At 66.7% G+C, this 23,729-nt stretch carries 20 protein-coding genes and 3 tRNA genes; 14 read left to right on the forward strand and 9 right to left on the reverse strand.

All coding sequences use genetic code 11. The features are described from left to right. Nucleotides 1–152: 152 nt before the first annotated feature. The 5 genes from NE2_RS15575 to NE2_RS15595 all read right to left on the reverse strand — a co-directional run bounded on the left by NE2_RS15575 (nucleotide 153) and on the right by NE2_RS15595 (nucleotide 2,240). The gene (locus tag NE2_RS15575; protein WP_063026853.1) at nucleotides 153–1,223 is read right to left on the reverse strand and encodes a fused (3R)-hydroxyacyl-ACP dehydratase subunits HadA/HadB; all 1,071 of its coding nucleotides are present in this window, start codon (nucleotides 1,221–1,223) and stop codon (nucleotides 153–155) included. Between the two features lie 219 nt (nucleotides 1,224–1,442). After that, nucleotides 1,443–1,613 (reverse strand): 50S ribosomal protein L33, encoded by a 171-nt coding sequence (gene rpmG, locus NE2_RS15580; protein ID WP_011211653.1) that lies wholly within the window; start codon nucleotides 1,611–1,613, stop codon nucleotides 1,443–1,445. Nucleotides 1,614–1,659: 46 nt separating this feature from the next. Beyond that, nucleotides 1,660–1,732: transfer RNA gene (locus tag NE2_RS15585), tRNA-Met, on the reverse strand. Nucleotides 1,733–1,809: 77 nt separating this feature from the next. Further along, a tRNA-Thr gene (locus NE2_RS15590) sits at nucleotides 1,810–1,882 on the reverse strand. Nucleotides 1,883–2,159: 277 nt separating this feature from the next. After that, nucleotides 2,160–2,240: transfer RNA gene (locus NE2_RS15595), tRNA-Tyr, on the reverse strand. A gap of 163 nt (nucleotides 2,241–2,403) precedes the next feature. On the opposite strand from NE2_RS15595, the gene NE2_RS15600 reads away from it, so the two are divergent. Continuing rightward, nucleotides 2,404–2,895, forward strand: coding sequence for a YajQ family cyclic di-GMP-binding protein (locus NE2_RS15600; RefSeq protein ID WP_030516272.1), 492 nt, complete (start codon nucleotides 2,404–2,406; stop codon nucleotides 2,893–2,895). On the opposite strand, the gene htpX is transcribed toward NE2_RS15600, so the two are convergent. Together htpX and NE2_RS15610 are read right to left on the reverse strand one after the other, a co-directional pair. Further along, nucleotides 2,892–3,770, reverse strand: coding sequence for a zinc metalloprotease HtpX (gene htpX, locus NE2_RS15605; RefSeq protein ID WP_063026802.1), 879 nt, complete (start codon nucleotides 3,768–3,770; stop codon nucleotides 2,892–2,894). The two genes, NE2_RS15600 and htpX, sit on opposite strands and share 4 nt — an antisense overlap. Nucleotides 3,771–3,894: 124 nt before the next feature. Then, entirely contained in the window at nucleotides 3,895–4,917 is a 1,023-nt protein-coding gene (locus tag NE2_RS15610; protein ID WP_030516270.1) for a polyprenyl synthetase family protein, read from the reverse strand. Nucleotides 4,918–5,276: 359 nt separating this feature from the next. Here NE2_RS15610 and NE2_RS15615 point away from each other — a divergent pair, with 359 nt between their 5' ends. The 3 genes from NE2_RS15615 to NE2_RS15625 all read left to right on the forward strand — a co-directional run bounded on the left by NE2_RS15615 (nucleotide 5,277) and on the right by NE2_RS15625 (nucleotide 7,576). Further along, the gene (locus tag NE2_RS15615) at nucleotides 5,277–6,557 is read left to right on the forward strand and encodes a geranylgeranyl reductase family protein (protein WP_063026804.1); all 1,281 of its coding nucleotides are present in this window, start codon (nucleotides 5,277–5,279) and stop codon (nucleotides 6,555–6,557) included. A gap of 98 nt (nucleotides 6,558–6,655) precedes the next feature. Next, nucleotides 6,656–7,117, forward strand: a complete 462-nt coding sequence (locus tag NE2_RS15620; protein ID WP_030516268.1) for a helix-turn-helix transcriptional regulator — start codon at nucleotides 6,656–6,658, stop codon at nucleotides 7,115–7,117. A gap of 9 nt (nucleotides 7,118–7,126) precedes the next feature. Next, nucleotides 7,127–7,576 carry a VOC family protein gene (locus NE2_RS15625; RefSeq protein ID WP_063026806.1) on the forward strand — a complete coding sequence of 150 codons (450 nt, stop codon included), beginning with the start codon at nucleotides 7,127–7,129 and terminating at the stop codon, nucleotides 7,574–7,576. Between the two features lie 63 nt (nucleotides 7,577–7,639). On the opposite strand, the gene NE2_RS15630 is transcribed toward NE2_RS15625, so the two are convergent. Next, the gene (locus NE2_RS15630) at nucleotides 7,640–8,146 is read right to left on the reverse strand and encodes a DUF2505 domain-containing protein (protein WP_063026808.1); all 507 of its coding nucleotides are present in this window, start codon (nucleotides 8,144–8,146) and stop codon (nucleotides 7,640–7,642) included. A 40-nt stretch (nucleotides 8,147–8,186) separates the two neighbouring features. On the opposite strand from NE2_RS15630, the gene NE2_RS15635 reads away from it, so the two are divergent. Further along, nucleotides 8,187–8,663, forward strand: coding sequence for a DUF3592 domain-containing protein (locus NE2_RS15635; RefSeq protein ID WP_063026810.1), 477 nt, complete (start codon nucleotides 8,187–8,189; stop codon nucleotides 8,661–8,663). Between the two features lie 74 nt (nucleotides 8,664–8,737). Beyond that, nucleotides 8,738–9,877 (forward strand): glycosyltransferase family 4 protein, encoded by a 1,140-nt coding sequence (locus NE2_RS15640; protein ID WP_063026812.1) that lies wholly within the window; start codon nucleotides 8,738–8,740, stop codon nucleotides 9,875–9,877. 48 nt (nucleotides 9,878–9,925) lie between these two features. Here the strand turns inward: NE2_RS15640 and NE2_RS15645 are convergent, their stop codons facing one another. After that, a complete protein-coding gene (locus tag NE2_RS15645) occupies nucleotides 9,926–10,555 on the reverse strand; it encodes a TetR/AcrR family transcriptional regulator (RefSeq protein WP_063026814.1) in 630 nt (209 codons plus the stop codon). 124 nt (nucleotides 10,556–10,679) lie between these two features. Between NE2_RS15645 and NE2_RS15650 the strand changes: the two genes are divergently transcribed. The 8 genes from NE2_RS15650 (at nucleotide 10,680) to NE2_RS15685 (ending at nucleotide 23,706) form a co-directional block, all read left to right on the forward strand. Next, on the forward strand, nucleotides 10,680–12,095 hold the full coding sequence (locus NE2_RS15650; RefSeq protein ID WP_084494074.1) for an MFS transporter: 1,416 nt from the start codon (nucleotides 10,680–10,682) through the stop codon (nucleotides 12,093–12,095). Between the two features lie 11 nt (nucleotides 12,096–12,106). Next, nucleotides 12,107–12,799, forward strand: coding sequence for an SGNH/GDSL hydrolase family protein (locus NE2_RS15655; protein ID WP_063026856.1), 693 nt, complete (start codon nucleotides 12,107–12,109; stop codon nucleotides 12,797–12,799). Between the two features lie 78 nt (nucleotides 12,800–12,877). Continuing rightward, nucleotides 12,878–13,582, forward strand: coding sequence for a demethylmenaquinone methyltransferase (locus tag NE2_RS15660; protein WP_030516260.1), 705 nt, complete (start codon nucleotides 12,878–12,880; stop codon nucleotides 13,580–13,582). A 161-nt stretch (nucleotides 13,583–13,743) separates the two neighbouring features. Beyond that, entirely contained in the window at nucleotides 13,744–18,021 is a 4,278-nt protein-coding gene (locus tag NE2_RS15665) for a bifunctional nitrate reductase/sulfite reductase flavoprotein subunit alpha (RefSeq protein WP_233429794.1), read from the forward strand. A gap of 155 nt (nucleotides 18,022–18,176) precedes the next feature. Beyond that, on the forward strand, nucleotides 18,177–18,563 hold the full coding sequence (locus NE2_RS15670; protein ID WP_063026818.1) for a hypothetical protein: 387 nt from the start codon (nucleotides 18,177–18,179) through the stop codon (nucleotides 18,561–18,563). A 33-nt stretch (nucleotides 18,564–18,596) separates the two neighbouring features. Beyond that, complete coding sequence (locus NE2_RS37800) at nucleotides 18,597–20,579, forward strand: type VII secretion target (RefSeq protein WP_084494076.1); 1,983 nt, start codon at nucleotides 18,597–18,599, stop codon at nucleotides 20,577–20,579. A 5-nt stretch (nucleotides 20,580–20,584) separates the two neighbouring features. Further along, a complete protein-coding gene (locus tag NE2_RS36585; protein ID WP_063026823.1) occupies nucleotides 20,585–22,663 on the forward strand; it encodes a hypothetical protein in 2,079 nt (692 codons plus the stop codon). Beyond that, on the forward strand, nucleotides 22,660–23,706 hold the full coding sequence (locus NE2_RS15685) for a hypothetical protein (protein ID WP_063026825.1): 1,047 nt from the start codon (nucleotides 22,660–22,662) through the stop codon (nucleotides 23,704–23,706). The genes NE2_RS36585 and NE2_RS15685 overlap by 4 nt, the downstream gene beginning before the upstream one ends. Nucleotides 23,707–23,729 lie beyond the last annotated feature (23 nt).

Genomic DNA, 23,729 nt, shown 5'->3' on the forward strand with positions numbered 1-23,729 from the left:
TGCCGGCCCCGGCGGTCACCCGCCCGGAACCAGCCCCTCAGAGCAGCGCGCAGTGGCTGGCGACCCCAGAAATCCGAGTGTACGTTACCGCCCCGGCGGATAGCCAATCGGGCCGTCCGCCACCGCGAAGCGGCTTACCGGCCCGCCGACCATCATGCCAGCTGCACCGTCGCGGTCGCACGTCCGAAGATCTTCCGGCCGCCGGATTTGGCGACGATCGCGATCACGGCGGTGCGGTTCTCCGGATCCACCGACTTCACCTTGCCGGTGTATTCGACCTCGGCCGGATGATCGCTGGGCACGTAGACGGGGCTGGTGAACCGCACGTTGTATTCCTTCACCGCGCCCGGATCACCGAGCCAGGAGGTGACGAATCCGCCGCCCAGGCCCATGGTCAGCATGCCGTGCGCCACCACGTTGTCCAGGCCGGCGAGTGCCACGACCTCGTCGCTCCAGTGGATCGGGTTAGCGTCACCGGAGACGCCGGCGTAGTTCACCAGATCGCCCCGGGTGAGCCGGACGACGCGAGTCGGCAGCTCGTCGCCGACGGCCACGCTGTCGAACGAGCGCGTGTGGCTGCTGACGGTGACCTCGGGAACGGTGGTCACCGGCACCGGGGGCGCGGTGATGGGCGGCTCGGCGGTGGGACGGTCGGGCGCCTCGCCCATGCCGTGCATGAGGATGTTGCGGACCGCGTCGGCGATATTGGGATCGACGTCACCGCCGCTACGGCCGACCAAGGTCGTGTAGGTGGTGAGCACCAGCTCGTCGTTCTGCGCCGTGACGATGTTCTTGGTGACGATGATGTCGCCGCCGAAGGCCTGCCGGAACGAGTGCAGGTAGACGTCGCAGGTGAGCTGGTCGCCGACCCGGATCGGACGATGGAATTCCAGGATCTGGTCGGTCTGCATGATCTGGCTCAGGTCGTAACCCGTGACGACCTGCTCGAACAGCTTGCGCTGAGCCAGGATCCCGACCAGGGAGATGAATGTCACCGGTGCGAGCAGGCCGTCGTGGCCGTAGTCGCGGGCGACGCTCTCGTCCCAGTGCACGGGGTGGTAGTCCTGCACCGCGCGTGCGTACTCGCGCACCTTCTCGCGCCCGACCTCGTAGTAGTCGTCGACGCGGTAGTGGTGCCCGACCATGGCGGCAGCGTGGGCCGAGGGGTCGAACGGTTCACTGTCGGCGGTCTGCGCGTCCACGGCATCGGTTCCGGTGTTGATTGTCACGGAAAGTAGGTCCCTATCTGACTCCGCTACCGGGAGTCTGCGGAGCGTGAAACTACCGCATGTACAGCAAATGCCGGAGCGGGTCGGGAAACCTGCTCCGGCATGGAGTGCTGCATGGGTCGGCGCGGTCCACGAATATCCGGGAAGGTCATCGACAGACCTCCCTGAATCCGGGCGCCGACTTCGCGCGCGGCAGCGTGCACGCGATGAGATCTAGCGAGATTCGCGGTGCGCCCGGTGGGTGCCGCAGTTCGGGCAGAACTTCTTCAGCTCCAGACGATCCGGGTCGTTGCGCCGGTTCTTCTTGGTGATGTAGTTGCGATGCTTGCACTGCTCGCAGGCCAAGGTGATCTTTGGCCGGACATCGGTGGACTTCGCGGCCACGATTATGCCTTCTTTCCGGTCAACCTAGAGGGTCAATCAGTATGGGTAGCGATGGCCGGACTCGAACCGGCGACACAACGATTATGAGTCGTTTGCTCTACCGCCTGAGCTACACCGCCATATGCGCGGCAATGCGGGCGGAACCAGGTTCGGCTCTATGTGGAGTGCCGAGTCGGTCACCACCGGCAATCCGGCGAGCCCCCTAACGGAATCGAACCGTTGACCTTTTCCTTACCATGGAAACGCTCTGCCGACTGAGCTAAGGGGGCATGGCTGCATTCGCTCCGAACTCGAATCCTCGAACCCGGGGCGCTGAAGCCTTGAACGAGGTTACACACTCCCCGGCGAAGTTACCAAACCAGCTGGTAAGAGCCATATTTTCTGCGACGAACGCTCGGGAACTCAACCGACACGAGAAACGCCACCGGCTGGAAGGGGGGTCCGGGGGGCGAAGCCCCTCCGGCGTGGGGGTGTGGGGGCCGGGCCCCCACACATCACCCTCGAACAAGAAGAGGGCCCTCCCCGATAGGGAGGGCCCTGAGAGGGTGGCGGATGAAGGATTCGAACCTCCGAAGCTTGCGCGGCTGATTTACAGTCAGCTCCCTTTGGCCACTCGGGCAATCCGCCTTTCGCGCTGTTGCCAGCGCGCAGAGCAGAATACAACGACCAGGGCGCCCGGATGCAAACCGGCTGGCCAGCAGGGGTGCCGTGACCGCTGCACGGCGGCCGGGGTAGAAAGTTCCCTACCGGAGTTCCGGGTGAAATGTGAGCCGTCAGACAGGAGCGCAGCGTGGCCGATTCGTCATTCGATGTCGTCAGCAAGGTCGACCGGCAGGAGGTCGACAACGCCCTCAACCAGGCGGCCAAGGAGCTCAACACCCGCTACGACTTCCGCGGCACGGGTGCGAGCATCGAGTGGTCGGGTGAAGAGAAGATCGTACTGTCGGCCGAATCCGAGGAACGGGTGAAGGCGGCGCTGGAGGTGTTCAAGGAGAAGCTGATTCGCCGCGACATCTCGCTGAAGGCCTTCGACGCGGGCGAGCCGGCGGCCTCCGGCAAGACCTACAAGATCACCGGCACCCTGGTCCAGGGCATCTCCCCGGAGAACGCGAAGAAGATCGCCAAGAAGATCCGCGACGAGGGCCCCAAGGGCGTGAAGGCGCAGATCCAGGGCGACGAACTGCGGGTCAGCGGTAAGAAGCGCGACGATCTGCAGGCCGTCATCGCCCTGCTGAAGGGCGCGGACCTGGACGTGGCCCTGCAGTTCGTCAACTACCGCTAGTACCTGCGGGGCCCGCCGGCCATGTGCTCGAGGCGCTGGATGCGTTCGCCCATGGGCGGGTGGGTGGAGAACCAGCGCGCCATCTTGTCGCCCGCCCGGAAGGGGTTGGCGATCATCAGGTGTGACTGCGCGGTCAGCTGCGGCTCGGGCGGCAGCGGCGCGACCTGGGTGCCGCGTTCGAGTTTGCGCAGCGCCGAGGCCAGGGCCAGCGGGTCGCCGGTGAGTTCGGCGCCGTCCTGGTCGGCCTGGTACTCGCGGGAGCGGGAGACGGCGAGTTTGATCAGGGTGGCGGCGATCGGGCCCAGCAGTGAGACCAACAACACGCCGAGGATGTTCGGGCCTTCACCGTCGCGGCTGCCGCCGCCGAACATGCTCGCGAAGAAGGCCAGGTTGGCGAGGCCGGAGATGACCGCGGCGAGGGCACCGGCCACCGAGGAGATCAGGATGTCGCGGTTGTAGACGTGCGACAGTTCGTGACCGAGCACCGCGCGCAGTTCCCGTTCGTCGAGGAGCTGCAGGATGCCGCTGGTACAGCACACCGCCGCATGGCGCGGGTTGCGACCGGTGGCGAACGCGTTGGGCGCGTTCGTCGGGCTGATGTACAGCCGCGGCATGGGCTGGCGCGCGGTGGTGGCCAGCTCGCGCACGATCTTGTACATGACGGGCGCTTCGAGTTCGGATACCGGCTGCGCGTGCATGGCCCGCAGGGCCAGCTTGTCGCTGCTGAAATAGGCGTAGGCGTTCATGCCCACGGCCAGCAGGATGGCGATGATCAGAATCGTGGGGTTGCGGAACATCGCACCTGCGAACACGATCAGTGCCGACAGGCCCACCATGAGCCCGAAGGTCTTCAAACCGTTCGCGTAACCATGCATGTCGGATCAACGATCGGCGGCGAACTCGGGTTCCGCCCGCGGTCCGGCTCTCGGCGCTGCGATATCGATCACACCAGCGCGAACCGGCTGTCCGGGCACCCCGTCGACCGCCGCGACGGCGGGCTCAGCCGACCCGCTCGATGGTGTATCGGACCAGGCGTTCCAGCGCGTCGTTGGCCGGGCCCTGCGGCAGGGCCGAGAGCTCGGCGTGCGCGATATCGGCGTAGCCCTGCAGCTTCTGCTTGGCCAGGACCATGCCGCGCGAGCGCGAGAGCAGTTCCAGCGCCTCGGCGACCTCGTCGTCGGATTCCAGCGGCCGGGCCAGCAGCGTGCGCAGCCGGTCACCCTCGGCGCCCTCGTCGCGCAGCGCGTACAGCACCGGCAGGGTGTGCACACCCTCGCGCAGGTCGGTGCCGGGCGTCTTACCGGACTGCTCGGATACCGAGGAGATGTCGATGATGTCGTCGGAGATCTGGAAGGCGGTGCCGACGGCGTCGCCCAGGCGTGCCAGCCGCTCGACGTCGTCGAGGCTCGCGCCGGAGAAGGTGCCGCCGAAGCGCCCCGACGCGGCGATCAGCGAGCCGGTCTTCTCCCACACCACCCGCAGATAGTGTTCGACCGGATCCTGAGATTTCTTGGCGCCCAAGGTTTCCCGCATCTGACCGGTGACCAGTTCGGCGAAGGTTTCGGCGATGATGCGCACCGCGTCCGGGCCGAGGGTGGACACCAGCCGAGAGGCGTGTGCGAAGAGGTAGTCGCCGGAAAGGATGGCGATGCTGTTGCCCCATCGGGAGTTCACACTGGGGGCGCCGCGGCGCATGGACGCCTCGTCCATCACGTCGTCGTGGTAGAGCGTGGCCAGATGCACCAGTTCCACCACCGTGCCGGCGGTGATCAGATCGGGGTCGGTCGGGCGCGGGCCGAGCTGGCCGGTGAGGATGGTGAACAGCGGCCGGAACCGCTTACCGCCGGCGCGCGCCAGGTGCAGCGCGGCTTCCAGCAGGAAGTCCTCCCCATCGGAGAGCTCGCTGACCAGCAGCTTCTCCACCTCGTCGAGCCCGTTGCGCACGGTCGCCGCGAGCTCGGGATCGCCGAGATCGACCCCGGCAACCACGGTGCTTTCATCGCTCACAGCCGATGCACTCATGTCTTCTCCCAATGCCGCGTCCGTCCCCACACCGAAGAACCTAGCGTGTTGCCCTCCCCGCTCCCATGAACACCGTCACTCTGCCTGTGGCCTCCGCTTCGCTCCGGCGGGGTTTCGGCCCCCTGGGCCTCGATTTTTCCCTCCTCCGCTCCTCCGCTTCGCTCCCCCGCTCCGTCGGTCCGAAATCGAGGCGGGCCGAAACCGTGATCCGAGCACCATCCTCGAAACGCATACCCAGAAGTGCGGTGTGACTATCGCCCGAATCGTTTCGGGTAGCGCAACCTCGTCGGCGTACCGATCCGCTCGGCACACAACCCGCCCGAGCGAGTCCGAGGCGGCCCCTCTGCCACTATTGGGCTATGGGTTCAGCTCACGGCGGTTCGACAGCACCGGAACGGGAGGGCGGCACCGTCCTGCCCGAGCACGTCGAGGTGCTGGTGGTGGGTGCGGGACCAGCCGGTTCGGCGGCGGCGGCGTGGGCGGCGCGGGCGGGGCGCGAAGTGTTGCTCACCGATTCCGCGGTCTTTCCCCGGGACAAGACCTGCGGCGACGGATTGACGCCGCGTGCCACCGCGGAGCTGGAGGCGCTCGGGCTCGGCGATTGGCTGCGCGCGCATACCGTCAACCGGGGCCTGCGGATGGCCGGATTCGGCCGGGAGGCACTGCTGCCCTGGCCGGGCGGGTCCTTTCCCACCTACGGAAGTGCCGTTCCTCGAACCGAACTCGACGACAAACTGCGTGAAACCGCGGTCAAGTGGGGTGCGCGCATGGTCGACGGAGTGCGGGTGGTCGATGTGGCGCGCGCGGACGATCGGGTCACCGGTGTCACCGTGCAGACCGAATCGGGCGCGCGGGAGATCCGCTGCGACATCCTCATCGTCGCCGACGGGGTGCGCTCGCCGGTCGGGAAGTTGCTGGGCCGCGTCTGGCATCGCCGCTTCGCCTACGGCGTGGCCGCACGCGCCTACATCCGCTCCGCCCGCAGCGACGACGAATGGATCACGTCGCATCTGGAATTGCGTGATGCCGAAGGCGGTCTGGTGCCCGGCTACGGCTGGGTGTTCCCGCTCGGCAACGGCGAGGTCAACATCGGCGTGGGCTCACTGGCCACCGAACGCCGGCCGTCGCATATCGCGTTGAAACCGCTTCTGCAGCATTATGTTTCGCTGCGCCGGCCGGAGTGGCATTTCGAGGGCGAGGCGCGGGCCGTCGCCTCGGCGCTGCTGCCGATGGGCGGGGCGGTGTCGAATATCGCGGGTCGCAACTGGGTGCTGGTGGGCGATGCCGCCGGATGTGTGAATCCGCTCAACGGCGAGGGCATCGACTACGGGCTAGAGGGCGGGCATCTGCTGTCCGGACTACTCGGCGAACCGGATCTGACCACGGTGTGGCCGGATCTGCTGCGGGCCCGCTACGGGCGCACCTTCTCGGTGGCCCGCCGGATCGCGGCGCTGGCCACCCACCCGCGGATGGTGCCGACCGGCGGACCGCCGGTGATGCGCTCGGCGCTGCTGCAGCGCACGGCCGTGCGGGTGATGGGCAATCTCGTCGACGAGGAGGATGCCGACCTCACCGCCAGGGCCTGGCGGGCGGCGGGCCGGGCATCGCTGCGTTTCGACGATCCGGCGCCGTTCAGCTAGCGATACGCGGCGCCGACAGGCGGGCAGGAGGCAGCGTGGACAGTCGCAGCGAGAACGACCGCGGCGGGGCACGTCCGCGTCGCGATCGAACGCCGTCGGTGCCGGAGGACCTGCTGCCGCATCTGCGCCGGGCGCGGGATCTGGTGGATCGCGAATACGCCCGTCCCCTCGACGTGGATGAGCTGGCCGCGACCGCGGGGGTGTCGAAATATCATTTCCTGCGCTGTTTCGCCGCCACCTACGGCCGCACCCCCGCGCTGTATCTGGCCGAGCGGCGCATCGAACGCGCGCAGGACCTGTTGCGCGCCACCAACATCACCGTGACCGAGGCGTGCATGCTGGTCGGGTACACCAGCCTGGGCTCGTTCAGCCGCAAATTCACCGAACTGGTGGGGATGACGCCGTCGGCCTATCAGGCGAAATTCGCGGCGGACGGAGTCCCGCGCATTCCGGGGTGTTATGTGTTCATGCACGGGCTCTCCGATCGGAAACCGCCGGAGCCCGCGCCCGATCCCGGTGGCGCAATTTCGGAGAAGCCGGCGGGCGCCGCGGGCTCATAGCCTGAGCTCATGACGACCATCACCAACGTATCGCTGGTCACCGTGTATGTGACCGATCAGTCCGCGGCCAAGCAGTGGTACATCGACAAGCTGGGCTTCGTGGAAACCGCCGATATCTCCATGGGCGACAACGGCTTCCGCTGGGTCACCGTGGCCCAACCGGATCACCCCGAACTCGAGGTGACGCTGATGGTGCCGGGACCGCCGCTCGACGAGACGATGGCCGAGGCGATCCGCCGCTCACTCGGCAACGGCACCATGGGCGCGCTGGGGTTGCGCACCGAGGACTGCCAGAAGGCCTACGAGGAGCTCACCGCCAAGGGTGTCGACTTCGTGCAGCCGCCCGCCGAGCGCCCGTACGGCGTGGAAGCGGTGATGCGCGACAACTCCGGCAATTGGCTCGTCCTGGTCGAACAGCGTGAATTCGACGGCGGCGCTTTCGGTCCGGGGGCGCAGTAGCCGATCGTGCGACGGGTGCGAGCGGCCGCGCTGCTCGCACCCACTTTCCGCGATGTCCCGGATCTATGTCCCGGATTTGGCGGCGAAGTACTGCTCGACGAATTTGCGCTCGCTGTTCACCACCCGGTGCTGCAACTGTTCGGCCAGTGGCTCGATGGCCCCGCCGACCAGCGGCACCTTCACCTTCACGCTGCCGCTGACCTCCAGTTCGGAGCCGGTGCCCGCGGGCCGCAGCAGGTATTTGCCGGTCATCTCGGAGGAGATGCCCGAGGAGGTCGCCGAGAAGGTGCCCGCGGCGGAATTGCCCTCCAGCGGACCCCAGTCGTCGGTGCGTTCGAGCACCAGTTCGGCCTTGAGCACCTTGCGGACGATGGCCGGAATCTTGTCCTGGCGGGCCGTCTCGGTCATGCGCAGATGGATGGTGCCGGGCCCGTTCGGGTGCGCCAGCTCGATGGTCGCGGTCTCCGCGCCCTCGAAGCGGGCCTGCCAGAATTCGTCGCTGGTGAGCGCCCGGTGCAATTCCTCGACCGGGACGGTGTATGACACGGTGAAGCGGAAGTTTCGGGACATGAGCGCACACGCTATCGGAAGCATGCAATAGCCTGTTGCGGTGTCGGAAACCACCGAGTCTGCTGCGCGCGAGCACCGAGCCGAGGCCGGTTCGCCTCGGCTGCGCCGGACCCGGATCATCCTCGTGGTGATCGCCACCGCGGTGAGCGTGCTGGCCGTACTGCTGGTGCTGGCGGCGTGGCGCGACGACATGTTGATCAGTTCCGACAAGGGGGTGACCAGCGCGGAAGTGTTGTCGGCGGGCCGGCTGCGCTCCGCGGTCACCTACGTGACGCCGGACGGTGTCACGCACAATCCGAAGGTGGGGGTGCTGTATCCCACCAAACTCACCGCCGGTGAGCGGATCAATGTCGAATACAGCCGCAGCGATCCGGAATTGGTCCGAGTCGCCGGGCGCGACGCCCGGGTCGCGGTCATTCCGGCGCTGTCGGTGATCGTGGTGGTGTGGGTGGTGGCGCTGCCGGTGCTGTTGGTGGTGCGCCGCTTCGAGCGCCGTTCGGTGCGCACCTCCGGCTAGCTGTTCGCCCGAACTTCGCACATCCGTCACATGGGTGTGGTGTCCTGGCGTGCCGCGCATCGCACACTGCAGGGGTGCGTGTAGCGATCGTCTCCGAATCGTTTCTGCCGAATATGAACGGTGTCGTGAACTCCGTGCTGCAGGTCCTGGCCCACCTGGACCGCAACGGACACGATGCGCTCGTCATCGCCCCGGACACTCCCCGCGGCCAGGCCGCGGCGCCTCGCTCGTACGGCCGCTTTCCGGTGATCCGGGTGCCGGCGGTCATGGTGCCCCGGGTCAGTTCACTGCCGGTGGGCCTGCCGCAACCGCTGCTGACCTCGGCGATCGAGGATTTCGATGCCGATGTGGTGCATCTGGCCTCACCCTTCCTGCTCGGTGCGGGCGGTGCGGCGGCCGCCTTGCGCCTGGATCTGCCGGCCGTGGCCGTGTATCAGACCGATGTCGCCGGATTCGCGGCCAGCTACGGATTGGGCGCGGCGCAGCGGGCGGCGTGGGCGTGGACGCGGCGCATCCACAATCGCGCGGCGCGCACCCTGGCGCCCTCGACAGCGGCGATGGACGACCTCGAGCGGCACGGCATCGCCCGCGTGCACCGCTGGGCCCGTGGCGTGGATGCCGTGCGGTTCACACCCGGCGCGCGCGACGCCGACGTGCACGCGCGATGGGCGGACGGTGACCGGCTGGTGGTCGGATTCGTCGGCCGGTTGGCGCCGGAGAAACATGTCGAACGTCTCGCCGCGCTGGCGAACGATCCCGATATTCGGCTGGTCGTGGTCGGCGACGGACCGGAGCGGGCGCATCTGCAACGCCTGCTGCCGACGGCCGTCTTCACCGGCGAACTCGGCGGCGCCGAACTCGCCCAGGCCTACGCGAGCCTGGACCTGATGGTCCACCCGGGCGAGCACGAGACCTTCTGCCAGGGCGTGCAGGAGGCGCTGGCCTGCGGCACTCCGGTGATCGGACCCGATGCCGGCGGTCCGCGCGATCTGATCGCCCACTGCCGCAACGGATATCTGCTGCCCGTCGACCGGTTCGCCGAACTGCTGCCGAGTGCGGTTGCGGCGCTGCGTGATCCGGCGCTGCGAGCCCGATTCGCCGGCGCGGCACGCAAATCGGTGCTGCACCGCACCTGGCCCGCGATCTGCACCGAGCTGATGGGGCACTATCACGAGGTGATCGGCGGGCAGGAAGCTCTGCACCGCAGCGCGTGAAGCGCCGCATCGCAGCCGATCCGAGACGACCCGGCGCGCCCGACGGTTTCAGACGGCCTTCCGGAGCAGACGGTCGATGACCCCTCGTGCCATGGCCACGCTGTCGTCGTCGCCGAGGCGCAGCGCGACGTTGACGGCATTCAGGACGGCCGCGACCTCGAAGCCGGCCGCCTCGGGATCCACGTCGGCGATCTCGCCGGCGTCGACCGCGCGCCGGAACTGCGCTGCCAGAACGGCGACCCAGTCGCGCTGCTGTTCGCGCAATGCGTCGCGGACCGGCCCCGGCCGGCTGTCGAAAATGGGCAGATTCGCGCCCAAGAAGCATCCGCCGGGAAATACCGGGCGCTCGACATAGTCGATCCATCGGTCGACGAGGGCGCGAAGCCGCGCGATGCCCGCCGGGGCGTCGCGCGCCGGGCGGACGACGGTCTCCACGAACACCTCCCGCGCCGCGTCGACGGTCGCGAGTTGCAGCTTCTCCTTGGTTCGGAACAGGGTCTGGATGCCGGCCTTGCTGACCTCGAGATCCTCGGCCAACCGGCCGAAACTCAGCCCGTCGAGTCCGTCCACCGAGGCGATCTCGATCGCACGGCGGGTCACCGCGCGGCGCGAGCGCGCACCGCGGCGTAGCCGCTGGTCGGCACTTTCCGCTGTCTCGCGCTCCTCGGATACGACCATACGGTCGATCGTATGTCACTGATCGCGGCGAATCGACTGTTGCCTTAAACATACGGTCGACCGTATTCTTTCGAGCACATCGGCGCGCGACGGCACCGCCGATGGTGACGAGAAGGGATGCCTGATGGATGGCGTAACAGCAGAACAGTCCGTAACCGCGGACGAATTCACGCCGGTCCGGGACCGTTCGACGGCGATCGTGTGGATCCTGTGCTCGGCCGCATTCGTGGCGATGCTCGACGTCTTCGTGGTGAACGTGGCCTTCACGAAGATCGGCGAGTCCTACCGGGGATCGTCGCCGGCCGATGTGAGTTGGGTGCTCAACGGCTACGCGATCGTCTACGCGGCTCTGTTGATTCCGGCGGGCCGATTCTCCGATCGTTTCGGCCGCAAGGCCGGATTCCTTTCCGGCCTCGGCCTTTTCACCGCGGCGAGCGTGGCCTGTGCCGCGGCTCCGACGCTGTGGGCGCTGGTGGCGTTCCGGCTGCTGCAGGCGGTGGGCGCCGCGGCCCTGACGCCGGCCGGCCTGGGTTTGCTGCTCACGGTGCTGCCGCAGGCGCGGGTGCCGGGCGCGGTGAAGATCTGGGCCACGACGAGTTCGTTCGCCGCGGCCTGCGGCCCGGTGGTCGGCGGAGCGCTGGTCGAGATCTCCTGGCGCTGGGTCTTCCTGATCAATCTGCCGGTGGGTGTGGTGACCGGGCTCGCGGCCGTATGGCTGGTGCCGAATCTCGCGCAGCGAACCTCCACCCGCGTGCCCGATCTGCTCGGGGTGGTGGCGTTGATCGTGGCGATCGGGGCGCTGGCGCTGGCGCTGGTCGAAAGCGATGCGTGGACCGGCGGCGCGACGTGGACGGCATCGGCCGTGGCGGTGCTCGGCGTGGTCCTGTTCGTGCTGCGGATGCGCCGGCATCCGGATCCGGTGGTGCCGCCGGACCTGTTCCGGGTGCCGACGTTCGCCTGGGCCAACGCCACCGTGCTGGCCTTCTGCACGGCATTCGGGGCGTGGTTCCTGAGCATCACGCTGTGGCTCGAGAACGCGGCCCGTTTCGGCACGATCGAAACCGGGCTCGCCATCGTCCCCGGCCCGATCATGGTGCCGATCTTCGCCGCCGTCAGCCAGCGACTGATCCGGCGGATACCGGCGGGAGTCGTTGTGGCCCTGGGCAATGCGCTGTTCGCGGCCGGCGTCCTGCTGGTGCTGTTCACGGCCGCCACTCCGGTGCAGTACGCGACCGCGGTTCTGCCGGGGTGGGTGATCTCCGGCATCGGCATCGGTCTCGCCCTGCCCACGATGATCGCCTCCGCCGCCGTCGATCTGCCGCCGGAACGGTCGGCCACCGGCAGCGCCGTGGTGAACACCGCCCGCCAACTCGGCTACGTCCTGGGCGTCGCGGTGCTGATCGCGCTGCTCGGATCGCTGGCCACCACCGACCGGATGGTGACCGCTTTTCGGCACGGCTGGCTGTTCATCGCGGTCGTAGCCGTCGTCGGGGCGGCAACGGCATTCGGTATCACGCCTCGTGCCCGTAGCTCGAAATGAAGCAGGTCATCATGTCGAATCCCCCGATCACCTCCGCGGCCCCGTCCGAGGAATCCGATCCGCTCTGCCTCTCCGACACCACCGCGGCCGCATTGCTGTTCGATGTGCCGTGGCGACGATTCGCCGTGGCCGGTGACAGTCTGTCGGCCGGCGTCGGCGATCCCACGCCGGGCTACTCGAACGCGGGCTGGCCCGAGCGACTCGTGAAAATACTGCGGCGCGTACGCCCGGACCTGCGCTATCTCTGCACCGCGAAGGTCGGGGCCACCACGGCGCAGACCTCGGCCCGCCAACTCGACCGCATCGTGGACTTCCGTCCGGACCTGCTGCATCTGCCGTGCGGTCCGAACGACATCACGCGGCGCGATCCCGACTTCGACGAGATCGACGCAGGGATGCGGCGAATGTACGACGCCGCGGCGGGCACCGGCGCCCTGCTGACGACGTTCACTCTCGCAAGCGCCTATGTCGTACCGGCCTTTCCCGACTGGCCCGAGCGAATTCGCACCATGAACGCCCTCACCCGCCGAATCGCCGCCGACTACGGGGCGGTCGTCGTCGACATGTGGGATCACCCCGTCAACGATCGCGACAACCTGCTCAGCGCGGATCGCATCCACTTCTCGACCTCCGGTCAGGCGGTGCTGGCGACCGAGATGGTCAAGCATCTGGCCTATGCACTGTCGAGCCGGACGAGCGAATAGCGCAGGCGCCCAATCCTCCCCGTGATCGCGCACCGGCCCGCGTCCCTGCGCCGGGCGGCGGACGCTAGGGTCACTTCCGTGGCGAAGACAGAGTCGTTTCGGGCCTCATTGGACAAGCAACCGCATGAGGTCGCGTCCATGTTCGACGGGGTCGCGAAGCGGTACGACCTGACCAATACGGTGCTCACCGGCGGGCAGGACCGCTATTGGCGCTGGGCCACCCGCCGGGCGCTGGCCCTGCGGCCCGGGGAACGGGTGCTGGACCTGGCGGCCGGAACCGGCGTCTCCACCGCCGAATTCGCGAAATCGGGCGCCTGGTGCCTGGCCCTGGACTTCTCCAAGGGCATGTTGGAGGCGGGGCGGTTCCGCCGGGTGCCGATGGTGAACGGCGACGCCACCGCCCTGCCGTTCGCCGACGACTCCTTCGACGCGGTCGCCATCTCCTACGGCCTGCGCAACGTCTCCGAACCGGACGCCGCCCTGCGCGAGATGCTGCGCGTCACCAAACCGGGCGGACGCCTGGTCGTGGCGGAGTTCTCCACCCCGGTCTTCGGGCCGTTCCGCACGATCTACATGGAATACCTGATGAAGGTGTTGCCGAAGGTCGCCGAGGCCGTCAGCAGCAATCCGGACGCCTACGTCTACCTGGCCGAATCGATCCGGGCGTGGCCCAATCAGCGGCAGTTGGCGATGCGGATCGCCGATGCCGGCTGGTCGTCGGTGCAGTGGCGCAATCTGACCGGCGGCATCGTCGCACTGCATCGCGGTTACAAACTGGGGTGAAGTAGCTCACCGCACGCCGTGGTATCGACCGCGGAAACGGCGCCCGACCGGGCGCGAACCGGAAATCTCACCGTGCAGATGCCGAAGTGGTGAGGATTTTCGTCATCTGCCGATAACGTTCGGTAAATCCGTCGCAACGGCGGCTCGCCATCATCGGGGATGTGTCGAGCGCCGAGAACTCCAAGAGCACCGTCCGGACCGCGTGCTCCTACTGCGGCGTGGGCTGCGGCATCACGGTGCAGACCGAGCGTAACGCGGCCGGCGCACCCGTCATCGCGAAGGTGAGCGGCGACAAACTGCATCCGGTCAATGCCGGGCGGCTGTGCACCAAAGGCGCCACCCACCTCGAATTGATGCGTGCGCCCGGGCGGATGACGACCGCCCTGCACCGGCCCCAGCGCGGACGAGAACCGGTCGAACTGCCCGTCGAGGAGGCCGTGCGGCAGGCGGCACAGCGGTTGCGCGCGATCGTCGACGAATACGGTCCCGATGCCGTCGCGCTCTACGTCTCCGGGCAGATGTCGCTGGAAGCGCAGTATCTGGCGAACAAACTCGCAAAGGGCTACCTGCGCACGATCAATATCGAATCCAATTCACGGCTGTGCATGGCCGGCGCGGGCACCGGATACAAACAATCGCTGGGCGCCGACGGCCCGCCGGGGTCCTACGACGACCTCGACCGTGCCGATCTGTTCTTCGTGATCGGCTCGAATATGGCCGACTGTCATCCGATTCTGTTCCTGCGCATGGCCGATCGGCTCAAGGCCGGGGCCAAATTGATCGTGGTGGATCCGCGGCGGACCGACACCGCCGCCCGGGCCGATCTCTTCCTGCAGATCAGACCCGGCACGGATCTGGCGCTGCTGAACGGATTGCTGCACCTGCTGGTCGGCAACGGCGATATCGACACCGAATTCATCGCCGCGCACACCGAGGGCTGGGAGGCGATGCCGCAGTTCCTCGCCGACTATCCACCGGACCGCGTCGCCGAGATCACCGGGCTGGCCGAGGACGATATTCGCACCGCCGCCGCGTGGATCGGCGCGGCCGGTGACTGGATGACGCTGTGGACGATGGGGCTCAATCAGTCCACCCACGGCACGTGGAACACCAATGCCGTCTGCAATCTGCATCTGGCCACCGGCGCCATCTGCCGGCCCGGCAGCGGGCCGTTCTCGCTGACCGGGCAGCCGAATGCCATGGGCGGGAGGGAAATGGGCTACATGGGTCCCGGCTTGCCCGGCCAGCGCAGTGCCCTCGTGGAGGCCGATCGCCGCTTCGTCGAAACCGCATGGCACCTGCCGCCCGGCACCATTCGCGCCGAATCCGGACACGGCACGATCGAGATGTTCCGGGAACTGGCCGAGGGCACCATCAAGGCGTGCTGGATCATCTGCAGTAATCCGGTGGCCTCGGTGGCGAATCGCAAAACCGTCATCGCCGGTCTGGAGGCGGCGGAACTGGTGATCACCCAGGACGCCTATCTCGACACCGCGACCAATGCCTATGCCGATCTGCTGCTGCCGGCGGCGCTGTGGGCCGAATCCGACGGCGTGATGGTCAATTCCGAACGCACGGTCACCCTCCTGCGGCATTCGGTGGATCCACTCGGCGCGGCACTGCCGGATTGGGAATGGATCGCGCGGATCGCGACGGCGATGGGCTTCGACGGATTCGACTATCGTTCCAGCGCCGAGATTTTCGAAGAAATCCGTGGCTTCGCCAATCCGGCGACCGGATACGACCTGAGCGGAATGAGTTACACCGCACTGCGCGAGGGTCCGATGCAGTGGCCCTGTGCCGATTCCGCGCAGCGCCGCAATCCGATTCGCTGTCGCACCGGCGATGCGGGTGCGCTGCTCTTTCCCACCACGAGCGGACGAGCCGTGTTCTGGCCCCGGCCGCATATGGCGGCCGCCGAAATGCCCGACGACGACTATCCCTTCGTCCTGAACACCGGTCGCGTCCAACATCAATGGCACACGATGACCAAAACCGGCCGGGTCGCGAAGTTGAACAAATTGAATCCGGCGCCGTTTCTCGAAGTGCATCCCGACGATGCGCGCGCGCTGGATGTGCGTCCCGGCGACCAGATCGACATCGCTTCTCGCCGTGGCCGAGCCGTGCTGCCGGTACGGATCACCGATCGGGTGCGGCCGGGTTCGTGTTTCGCACCGTTCCACTGGAACGACGAGCAGGGCGAATATCTGACGATCAATGCCGTGACCAACGATGCCGTGGATCAGGATTCGCTACAACCGGAATTCAAGGTGTGCGCGGTGACGCTGCGACGCGTCGGCCCCGCACGGGACACCCGCGACGGCATCGACGAGGACAACCGGGGCGGCACCGAACCGGACCACCGTGTCGACGCCGCGGGCGGCAGCCCGATCACATCCGGCGGCGCACCGGCATCGCATCCACTCGCCGCCATGCTGGGACTCGATTCCGCGCCCGCGCCCATGCTCAGCGAGGCGGAGCGGATCTATCTGGGCGGCTATCTGGCCGCGCTGCAATCGCTTCCGGTTCAGGGGCAGCCCGTCCTCCCGGAATCGGCGCCGCTGTCCGACCGCAGCCGCTGGTGGATCGACGGGCTGCTGGCGGGGATGTACTCGCGGGCGGCGGGCTCCCCGACCGGCGCCACAGTGGCAGCACCCTCACCCGCCGCGCCGGCAGGCTCACACCAACGGCCGGTGACCGTGCTGTGGGCTTCCCAGACCGGTACCGCCGAAGAATTGGCCGCGACGGTGGCGGCGGCGCTCGCCGAACACGGGCACGCGCCCCGGCTGGTCGAGATGAACGCGTGCGATCTGCCCGAGCTGACCGGTGACGTACTGCTCGTCACCAGCACCTTCGGTGACGGCGGCCCACCGGACAATGCCGCCGACTTCTGGGACCGGCTGCAGGAGAGTGGGATTCGGTTCAACGGTCTGCGGTACGGCATCTTCGCCCTCGGCGACTCCTCCTACGACGATTTCTGCGGTTACGGCCGCAAGGTGGATCGGCTGCTGTCCGAACGGGGCGGTGTCCGCTTGCTGGATCGCGTCGACAGCGAACCGGATCACGAGGATCTGTCGAACGAGTGGATCACCGCGGTCCTCGCCGCGCTGGGTGACGGTCGTGGGAATGCGCCCACCGGCGACCATGGTGCGGGTGCGCCCAGCGGTAGCGGTGTGGCCGAGACGTCCGGCGGCTCCGAGGGTGTGGTGCCGTCCACCGGTGGCGGTCGTGCCGGCGCGCCCGCGGGGCTCGGTGTGCGTGTGCTCGACCGCGTCGAGGCCCGCTCCCCCGCGCCCACCCGCGCCCCCCGCTCGATCCCCGCGCCGTTCACCCGCAACGCTCCGGTCCTGGCCCCGCTGGTCCGCAACGAACTGCTGTCGCGGCCCGGATCCGGCAAGGAGGTGCGGCAGTTCGGTTTCGACCTGAGCGGTCTGGACGCCGGCTACGAGGTCGGCGACAGCCTCGGCATATGGCCCTCGAACGGGGTTGCCGCCGTGCGGAATTGGCTGGCGGCGACCGGGCTCGACGGCGCCCGGCCGGTGGAGATCGACGGGCGCGACGTGCCGCTGGAATCGGCACTGCGCACGCATTTCGACATCACCAAGATCAGTGGCGATCTGCTGTCCTTCATCGCCGCCCGCAATCCCGGTCAGCAGTTGGCGAAACTGCTGCGCCGCGACAACCGCAACGAACTGGACCGCTATCTGTGGGATCGCCATGCCGTCGACGTCCTGCGCGACTTTCCCGTGCGGGCCGATCTGGTGGAGTGGCTGTCGGTGCTGAAAAAGCTGCAACCGCGGCAATATTCGATTTCGTCGAGCCCGCTGGTGAGTCCGCGCGAGGTGCAGCTCACCGTCGGCGTGGTGCGCTACGGCGCGACCGAGGACCCGCGCGGCGGAGTCTGCTCCACCTTTCTCGCCGACCGGGACGAGACCGGTGGCGTACCCGTATTCCTGCAGCGCGCACCGCATTTCCGGCCGCCGTTGGATCCGAACGCGCCGATGATCATGGTGGGTCCGGGCACCGGCATCGCGCCGTTCCGCGGCTTCCTGCACGAACGCCGCGCGCTGGGATGCCGCGGGCGCAACTGGTTGTTCTTCGGCGATCAGCACGCCCAGGACCACTTCTACTACCGCACCGAACTCGAGGACATGTTCCGCTCGGGCTTTCTCACCCGGCTCGACCTCGCCTTCTCGCGGGACCAGCGCGAACGGATCTACGTGCAGCACCGCATGATCGAGCACGGCGCGGAGCTGTGGGCGTGGTTGCGCGACGGCGCCCACCTGTACGTCTGCGGTGACGCCGCGCGCATGGCCCGCGACGTCGACGACGCCCTCCTGAAGATCGCCCGCATCCACGGCAACCTCGACGAGGATGCGGCGCTGGCCTTCAAGAAGCAGCTGACCGCGGAGAAGCGGTACGTGCGCGACGTGTACTGAGTGCGCTACGCGGGTGCGGCCGGCAGGGGCGGGTCAGTTCGTTCCGGTCAGCACCGCTGCCTGCCGGGCACGACTGTCCCCATCATTGGGAAGTCCGGTGCGGATCGCCTCGAGTCCGGCCGCCACAATTCACATCGGACAGTGAGTGAGGCCTGATGAGAGAGATACATCCCGATGTGCGCGTCGCCCTCGCCATGATGCGCGAGCTACGCCATCGCGTCGCAACTGTGCGTGAGCGCTCGGAGGCGATAGTGGCGCGTCGCCCCTCACCCAGCGGCCTGGTCATCCCCGAGGTCGATGTAATGGGCCGCTTGACAGATCTGTACCTGGCGCCGGGAACGTGTGATCGGTTCGACAGCGACGAGCTGGTTACAGACATCATGGCCGCAATCACAGAAAGCACCGAGGATGCGAAGAGGCAGTACCGAATCGCCATGAATGATCGCGCGAACCTCCCCCGGCCACTCGAGGAGGCAGTACGCGAATGGCGGGCCTCGTCCGATCGGGACGCGCTTCCCAACTTTGAGAAGCCAGGAGAATGAACACGAGATGTCTGGTGGGAGGAATGGCGGAGGATGCCCGACTATCTGGATATCGAGCCGGACCAACTCCGCAAAATGGCGGCCCAACACCAGCAGCGTGCCGACGAACTCCGTAGATGGGGGAAGATTCCGAAAGAATGGCTCGAGGAGTTTCCTTCGGGCTACGGAAGCATAGCCGACCAGCTACACGGGGCGCTCCACGACTACTACCAGCGCCGCCACGACAATGCCGAGCGCCACGCGAAGGCTCATGAAAACACTCGCGACCAATTGCTCGCGGCCGCAGCGGCACTGGAGAATGGCGATGGGGCGGGGGGCAGGCAGATAACGCATGCCGGGGAGGATCCGGCGGCGGGTGGTACGGGCCCTGTCGGGCCTGTCGGTCCCGGGGAATCGAGGGCGCGAGGTCACACCCGTTCGGACATGCCGACCACACACGAAACAGCCCCCGGTCCGGGAGCCCATCGTGCGCCGGTCGCTCATCACGCTTCGGCCGCGCCCAGCGGAGTCGGTTCGTCACATCCAGGAGCGTCCTCCGCGGTAGCCCCTGGGGCGCCGCACACTACCTTTGCGTTCCCTCCCGGCTCCGGGTCGGCGACGGTAGCGACATCCGAGGCGACACCGCTGTCTCGGGCTGATTCCGAAGCCCTCACCGGCGACCCGGCCGCCGCTCTTCCTGCGGCGTCCGGCGCATCGACGGAAAGCGCGCCCGGTGTGGAAGGTACCCCGCCGAGCGTCGGGGTGCCGGAGTCCCCCACAGCGGGCTCGGCGACGACACTTACGTTGGGAACCGGCATTTCCGCTGCGGCGCCCACGGCATTACGGATCGGCCCGCTGACGGCCGCGCTCGGCAATGTCGGCGTGGCGCGGGGACGCCCTCCACTGGTGGTCGGCGCGACAGTCGACGACGACTTGTCGCTCGCGCGCACCGTACTCGCCGGGGTTCTCGCGGCCGTTGGGCCGTCACAGCATGGCCTCGGCTGGGCGGTGGGAATACTGCGAAGGCCCGACGGACCGATGATCCTGCTGACCTCCAGCGAGGGACGAGGATGGTTGCCGCCAGGGTTGTTCATCCCCTCGGAGATAGTCGTTCCATGGCGGTGGGATTCGGTTCTCGGTACAGCGGGAATGGAAGCGATTTCGACCTACGAAGGTATCGCTGATCCTGCCCGGATCTTGGCCGAATTCGGTGTGCGAGCAGGTCGTCGGCGTCGATCTGTGATCACCGCATTGGCAGCATCCGGACGGATCTCGGACGAACTCCGTATCGCGTTGGGGGCAGAGGTGGCGTTCGAAGAAAACGTAACGGCCGCGGAGTCCGAGGTGGATTTCTCCAGGCCAGGAAAAGGGCTCGTCGATCGGCTCGGATCAGCCGGTTCCGATCGCGCCCGACATCAAGCCGAAGCCGTTGCGCAACAGGACATATGGACGGTTTGTCTTCAGTTGGCGCGAGCAGCCGACGAATTGCTCGCCCGCAGTGGCGGCCGAGTCGGTGTCTTCGGTGATGGGCAACATGCGATGCGGCGGCAGATCATCGCAGCATTGCAGTCGAACAGCTCGATCCCGGAGGGTTGGTGGGATCAGCTGCGCGCCGAGTACGACAAAGCCGCGTATCCGCTGCGTTCGGTGTCGGTCGACACATCTACGATCACACTCGGTCGCGGCCGACTCGATCTGCCCGGAGCAGAAGCCCTACGACGAACGGTCTTTCAACGTCGTGCCGACGAAATCCTCCTGTTGATCGGCTGCAATGAGGCGAACAGTCAGATGTTGCGGGATGTGTTGTATGCCCATGGTCAGATAGTCGATCATCCGCGGTTGTCGTCGGCCGTCGGGATCGATGCGGATGTCTCGGCGCCCGGCGGCAGGGCACTACCTCGTATCGAGGCTGACACCCGCCGTCTCGCCGGTTCTGTACTTGCGGATCCGTTGCGTGCGACCACCGAGGGGGCTCCGGTCCCCTCTGCAGCATGGGAAGTGTCGACGGGCCGGCCGGTCGCGAATGAGCGGAGGTAACTCTGGTGGGCGATACTGTAGATGACGCTTACAACAAGATCAAAAAGCATGACGAGCGTGGCTGGGTTTTCGATCCGCACTTCACCGATAGCGAAGCTGAAGACTCTCTGAAGATTCTCGACCAGCTGAGCTCATCTGATTTCACAAAAGTCTGGGACAAAATGCCCCAGTGGCTGAAGGATGACCTCCACGAGGATACGAATGACAGCCTTCAGACCAAGTACAAGGACCTATATATTGCGCTTGGGAACGGTAAGACGGATACCGTCGTCGATGGGAAAAAGCAACGCGAAAAGGATGCCGACAAGCCGACATTCGGATCACAAAAATGGGGCGCACCGCTTGAAGGCGATCACTTCATCCCGGTTGAACTACACCCCCCGAACGGTGCCTCCGCCCAGCTGATCCAACTGGTTTCCGACATGCGATCGACCATGCAATGGGGTTTCGACACCCTCGGCAGTCGAAAACCGCAGGACTCGCCCGGCACAGCCAATGTCCTCGACACCGAGCTCGTGGGTGCCGACGGTTGGGGACACGTCAGAAATGACCACATCGATCTGAAGACCGAACTGGACAAGCGGCAGCAGGTCTTCGAAACCAAAGAAGGCGACGTCAAAGCGAGCACATTCGACGCGAAGGTGAAGAACTTGGACGTCTATAAAAACCTCGACACCGTTTATCAGACGCTGAAGAGCGCCCTCGCGGTCGATCTCACCCAGGGCGCAACGACGCGAGACGGGGACACAGTCACCGTTATGTATGGTCCCGGGGGGCCGTCGAAACAAGAGGCCATCAAGTTCGTCAAAGCCACTGTGGACGTCAAAGACGACAAGACCGGCCAAGTCTACGAAAAAGCCGGAGAATTCTATCTGTCTCCCGAAGCGGAACAGAAATACTACGTCAAGGCAATCGACGATGCCGGGGCGGAGTGGGACAAGCACTACCAGGAAGCGGTGGATTACTTCCAGAAGAAGGCCAAGGATGTAGACGGCGACGACGGCGACGGCGGTAAGCCCAAGCCGAAGCCGACTCCCACTCCCACGCCGACCCCCACCCCCACTCCGACGCCGACGCCTACACCGACGCCGACCCCCGCAGCGGCCGATGCCACCCCGCAAGACTTCAAGGACCTGTTCCCGCAGGATATCGGGGCGGCAGGCGATCCGACCGCGGGCAACGATCTGACGTCGACCGATCCCACCCAGACCGACCTCACCGGTGGCGACCAGCAATCGACCGACACCAGCGGTAAGACTGACGCCGCATCGGCTATTCAGCAGGCTATCGCCGATATCACCAATAGCGACGCAGCCAGTGGTGCCACTCCAGCAGCACAGTCGTCGAATCCGTTCACTCAGGCATCGAATCCGATGACCAACCCCATGACGAATCCGATGACCAACCCGATGCTGAACCCCATGACGAACCCGATGATGAATCCGATGATGAATCCGGCATCGGCCGATCAGAGCAACCCCTTCACGCAGATGGGCGGTCGGTCCGGTTCAGGCGACAGCGGTGCCGCGCGACAGGCGGCCCCCGCGGTGGCGAGCTCCAACCCCATGCTCAATATCCCTGGTACGACCCAGCAGACGGCTGGTCCGGGTCATGTGTCTCCAATTTCCGCGACACCGGCCGCCGGCCCTGTGCCGACGCACTCGAATGTCGATATGAAGCTGCCGGACGGAAGCAACCAGGTGGTCCCGTCGACGGTCGCGGATGTCGTGAACAAAGAGTTGAACAACCCGAACGGCAGCAATGCCGATGCCGCGTACGGGACATTGCGCGGTCAAGAGACGCAAATCGATCCCTCTGCGGCGCACACCGGTGACATTGTGCGCTGGAACGGCGGCAGCGCGGTTATCGTCCGGGAGGGCCCGGACAATGCGTACATGATCGTCGACGGTCAGTTGAGACCGCTGAACGTCAAGGACCCGAATCAGGACTTCACGTTCTTCCATCCCGACGGCGCCGGATCGAACAACGGGCAACAGGCGCAAGGGAATTCGAGTGCGCAGGCCGTGGCGTTCTCGGCACCCGCAGCGCCGCCGAGTGGCGCCACGTCGACTACCGAAACGTGACCGAGGCGACTGCTGCGGCCGCCGGGAATTATCTCGTCGACGTGGCTGAGCGCCTGAACCTCGGATGTGACCCGGCGACCATCCGCGCCGTCTTCGCGCGGGCGTGCGGAGGACGGCTGGCGACGCGGATGCCGGACGGCCGTCGGGCAAGCGGGCTGACTATCGCCGGAACCCCGTTCGAAGTAAGCGTGGCGGGTGGTCGGGGGCGGTACACGCCCGCGATTCGATACCTCACGGAAGCCGGGACGGACGAGGCGGTGTTCACCACCCGGATCGACGTCCAACTGGCCGCGATCCGAGATCTTGTGGACTGGCTACCGAACGGCGGGCGGAAAGCCGCGGACGTGCTGTGCTCCTTCGTGACGATGTTGTACCCGGATCCAGCGCACGTCTCGCGGCGGCAACGTTCCGCCACCTGGACGGGTATCGTCCACCATTCCGCGGCGCCCAGTCAGCTCAATCGGCTCAAGGTGTACGGCACGCCCCCGATGGTGCCCAAGACGTTGGAAAGGCTCTACAGCGTGTTGCCGGGCTTCCGCGAACTGGTGTCGGTCCCCGCGAACGACGAGCATTTCCGTTACGGCATCGCTGCGATCGAAGTTGATGAGGGCGGAGGTATCAGCCACAAGTTCTACCTGTCGTCCCGCTCCCAAGACACCGCCGTGCCGATGAAGCTGGTCCGGTACTTCGGCGAGCCGGCCTGGGAGGTGTTGTCCGAACTGGTCCGGTGCGGCGTCGATCCGGCCGGTCTGCACAACCATGACTTTTTCGTCTGCTGTTCGCGGGACAGCAGTGGAACCGAGTCGCTCACTCTTTCCGTCACCGCCGGGCGAGATGACGATCTCGCCCCGCTCGTGTATGAATTGGCGTCCCGGCACCACGGCAGCACTTGTGCCGTCGATGCGCTTTCCCACGTCGCGAAATCGCAGGGAGCGAATTGGCGTTACACGGCTTTCGGTCTCGGTTTTTCGGCCGCTGACGGCATCGATAAGCTCAATGTGTACGGGACCCCGACCTGGGATGCCGACAATCCCGGCCGGTGAAGAGGCTTTCGGCGAATGCCGAT

Source organism: Nocardia elegans NBRC 108235 (assembly GCF_001612845.1).
GTDB classification, from domain to species: domain Bacteria; phylum Actinomycetota; class Actinomycetes; order Mycobacteriales; family Mycobacteriaceae; genus Nocardia; species Nocardia nova.

Excerpts from the sequence above, each read along its gene's own strand:
- htpX (WP_063026802.1), bottom strand. The coding sequence starts at position 3,770 with ATGCATGGTTACGCGAACGGTTTGAAGACCTTCGGGCTCATGGTGGGC.
- NE2_RS15610 (WP_030516270.1), bottom strand. The coding sequence starts at position 4,917 with ATGAGTGCATCGGCTGTGAGCGATGAAAGCACCGTGGTTGCCGGGGTC.
- NE2_RS15615 (WP_063026804.1), top strand. The coding sequence starts at position 5,277 with ATGGGTTCAGCTCACGGCGGTTCGACAGCACCGGAACGGGAGGGCGGC.
- NE2_RS15625 (WP_063026806.1), top strand. The coding sequence starts at position 7,127 with ATGACGACCATCACCAACGTATCGCTGGTCACCGTGTATGTGACCGAT.
- NE2_RS15630 (WP_063026808.1), bottom strand. The coding sequence starts at position 8,146 with ATGTCCCGAAACTTCCGCTTCACCGTGTCATACACCGTCCCGGTCGAG.
- NE2_RS15645 (WP_063026814.1), bottom strand. The coding sequence starts at position 10,555 with ATGGTCGTATCCGAGGAGCGCGAGACAGCGGAAAGTGCCGACCAGCGG.
- NE2_RS15650 (WP_084494074.1), top strand. The coding sequence starts at position 10,680 with ATGGATGGCGTAACAGCAGAACAGTCCGTAACCGCGGACGAATTCACG.
- NE2_RS15655 (WP_063026856.1), top strand. The coding sequence starts at position 12,107 with ATGTCGAATCCCCCGATCACCTCCGCGGCCCCGTCCGAGGAATCCGAT.
- NE2_RS15670 (WP_063026818.1), top strand. The coding sequence starts at position 18,177 with ATGAGAGAGATACATCCCGATGTGCGCGTCGCCCTCGCCATGATGCGC.
- NE2_RS37800 (WP_084494076.1), top strand. The coding sequence starts at position 18,597 with ATGCCCGACTATCTGGATATCGAGCCGGACCAACTCCGCAAAATGGCG.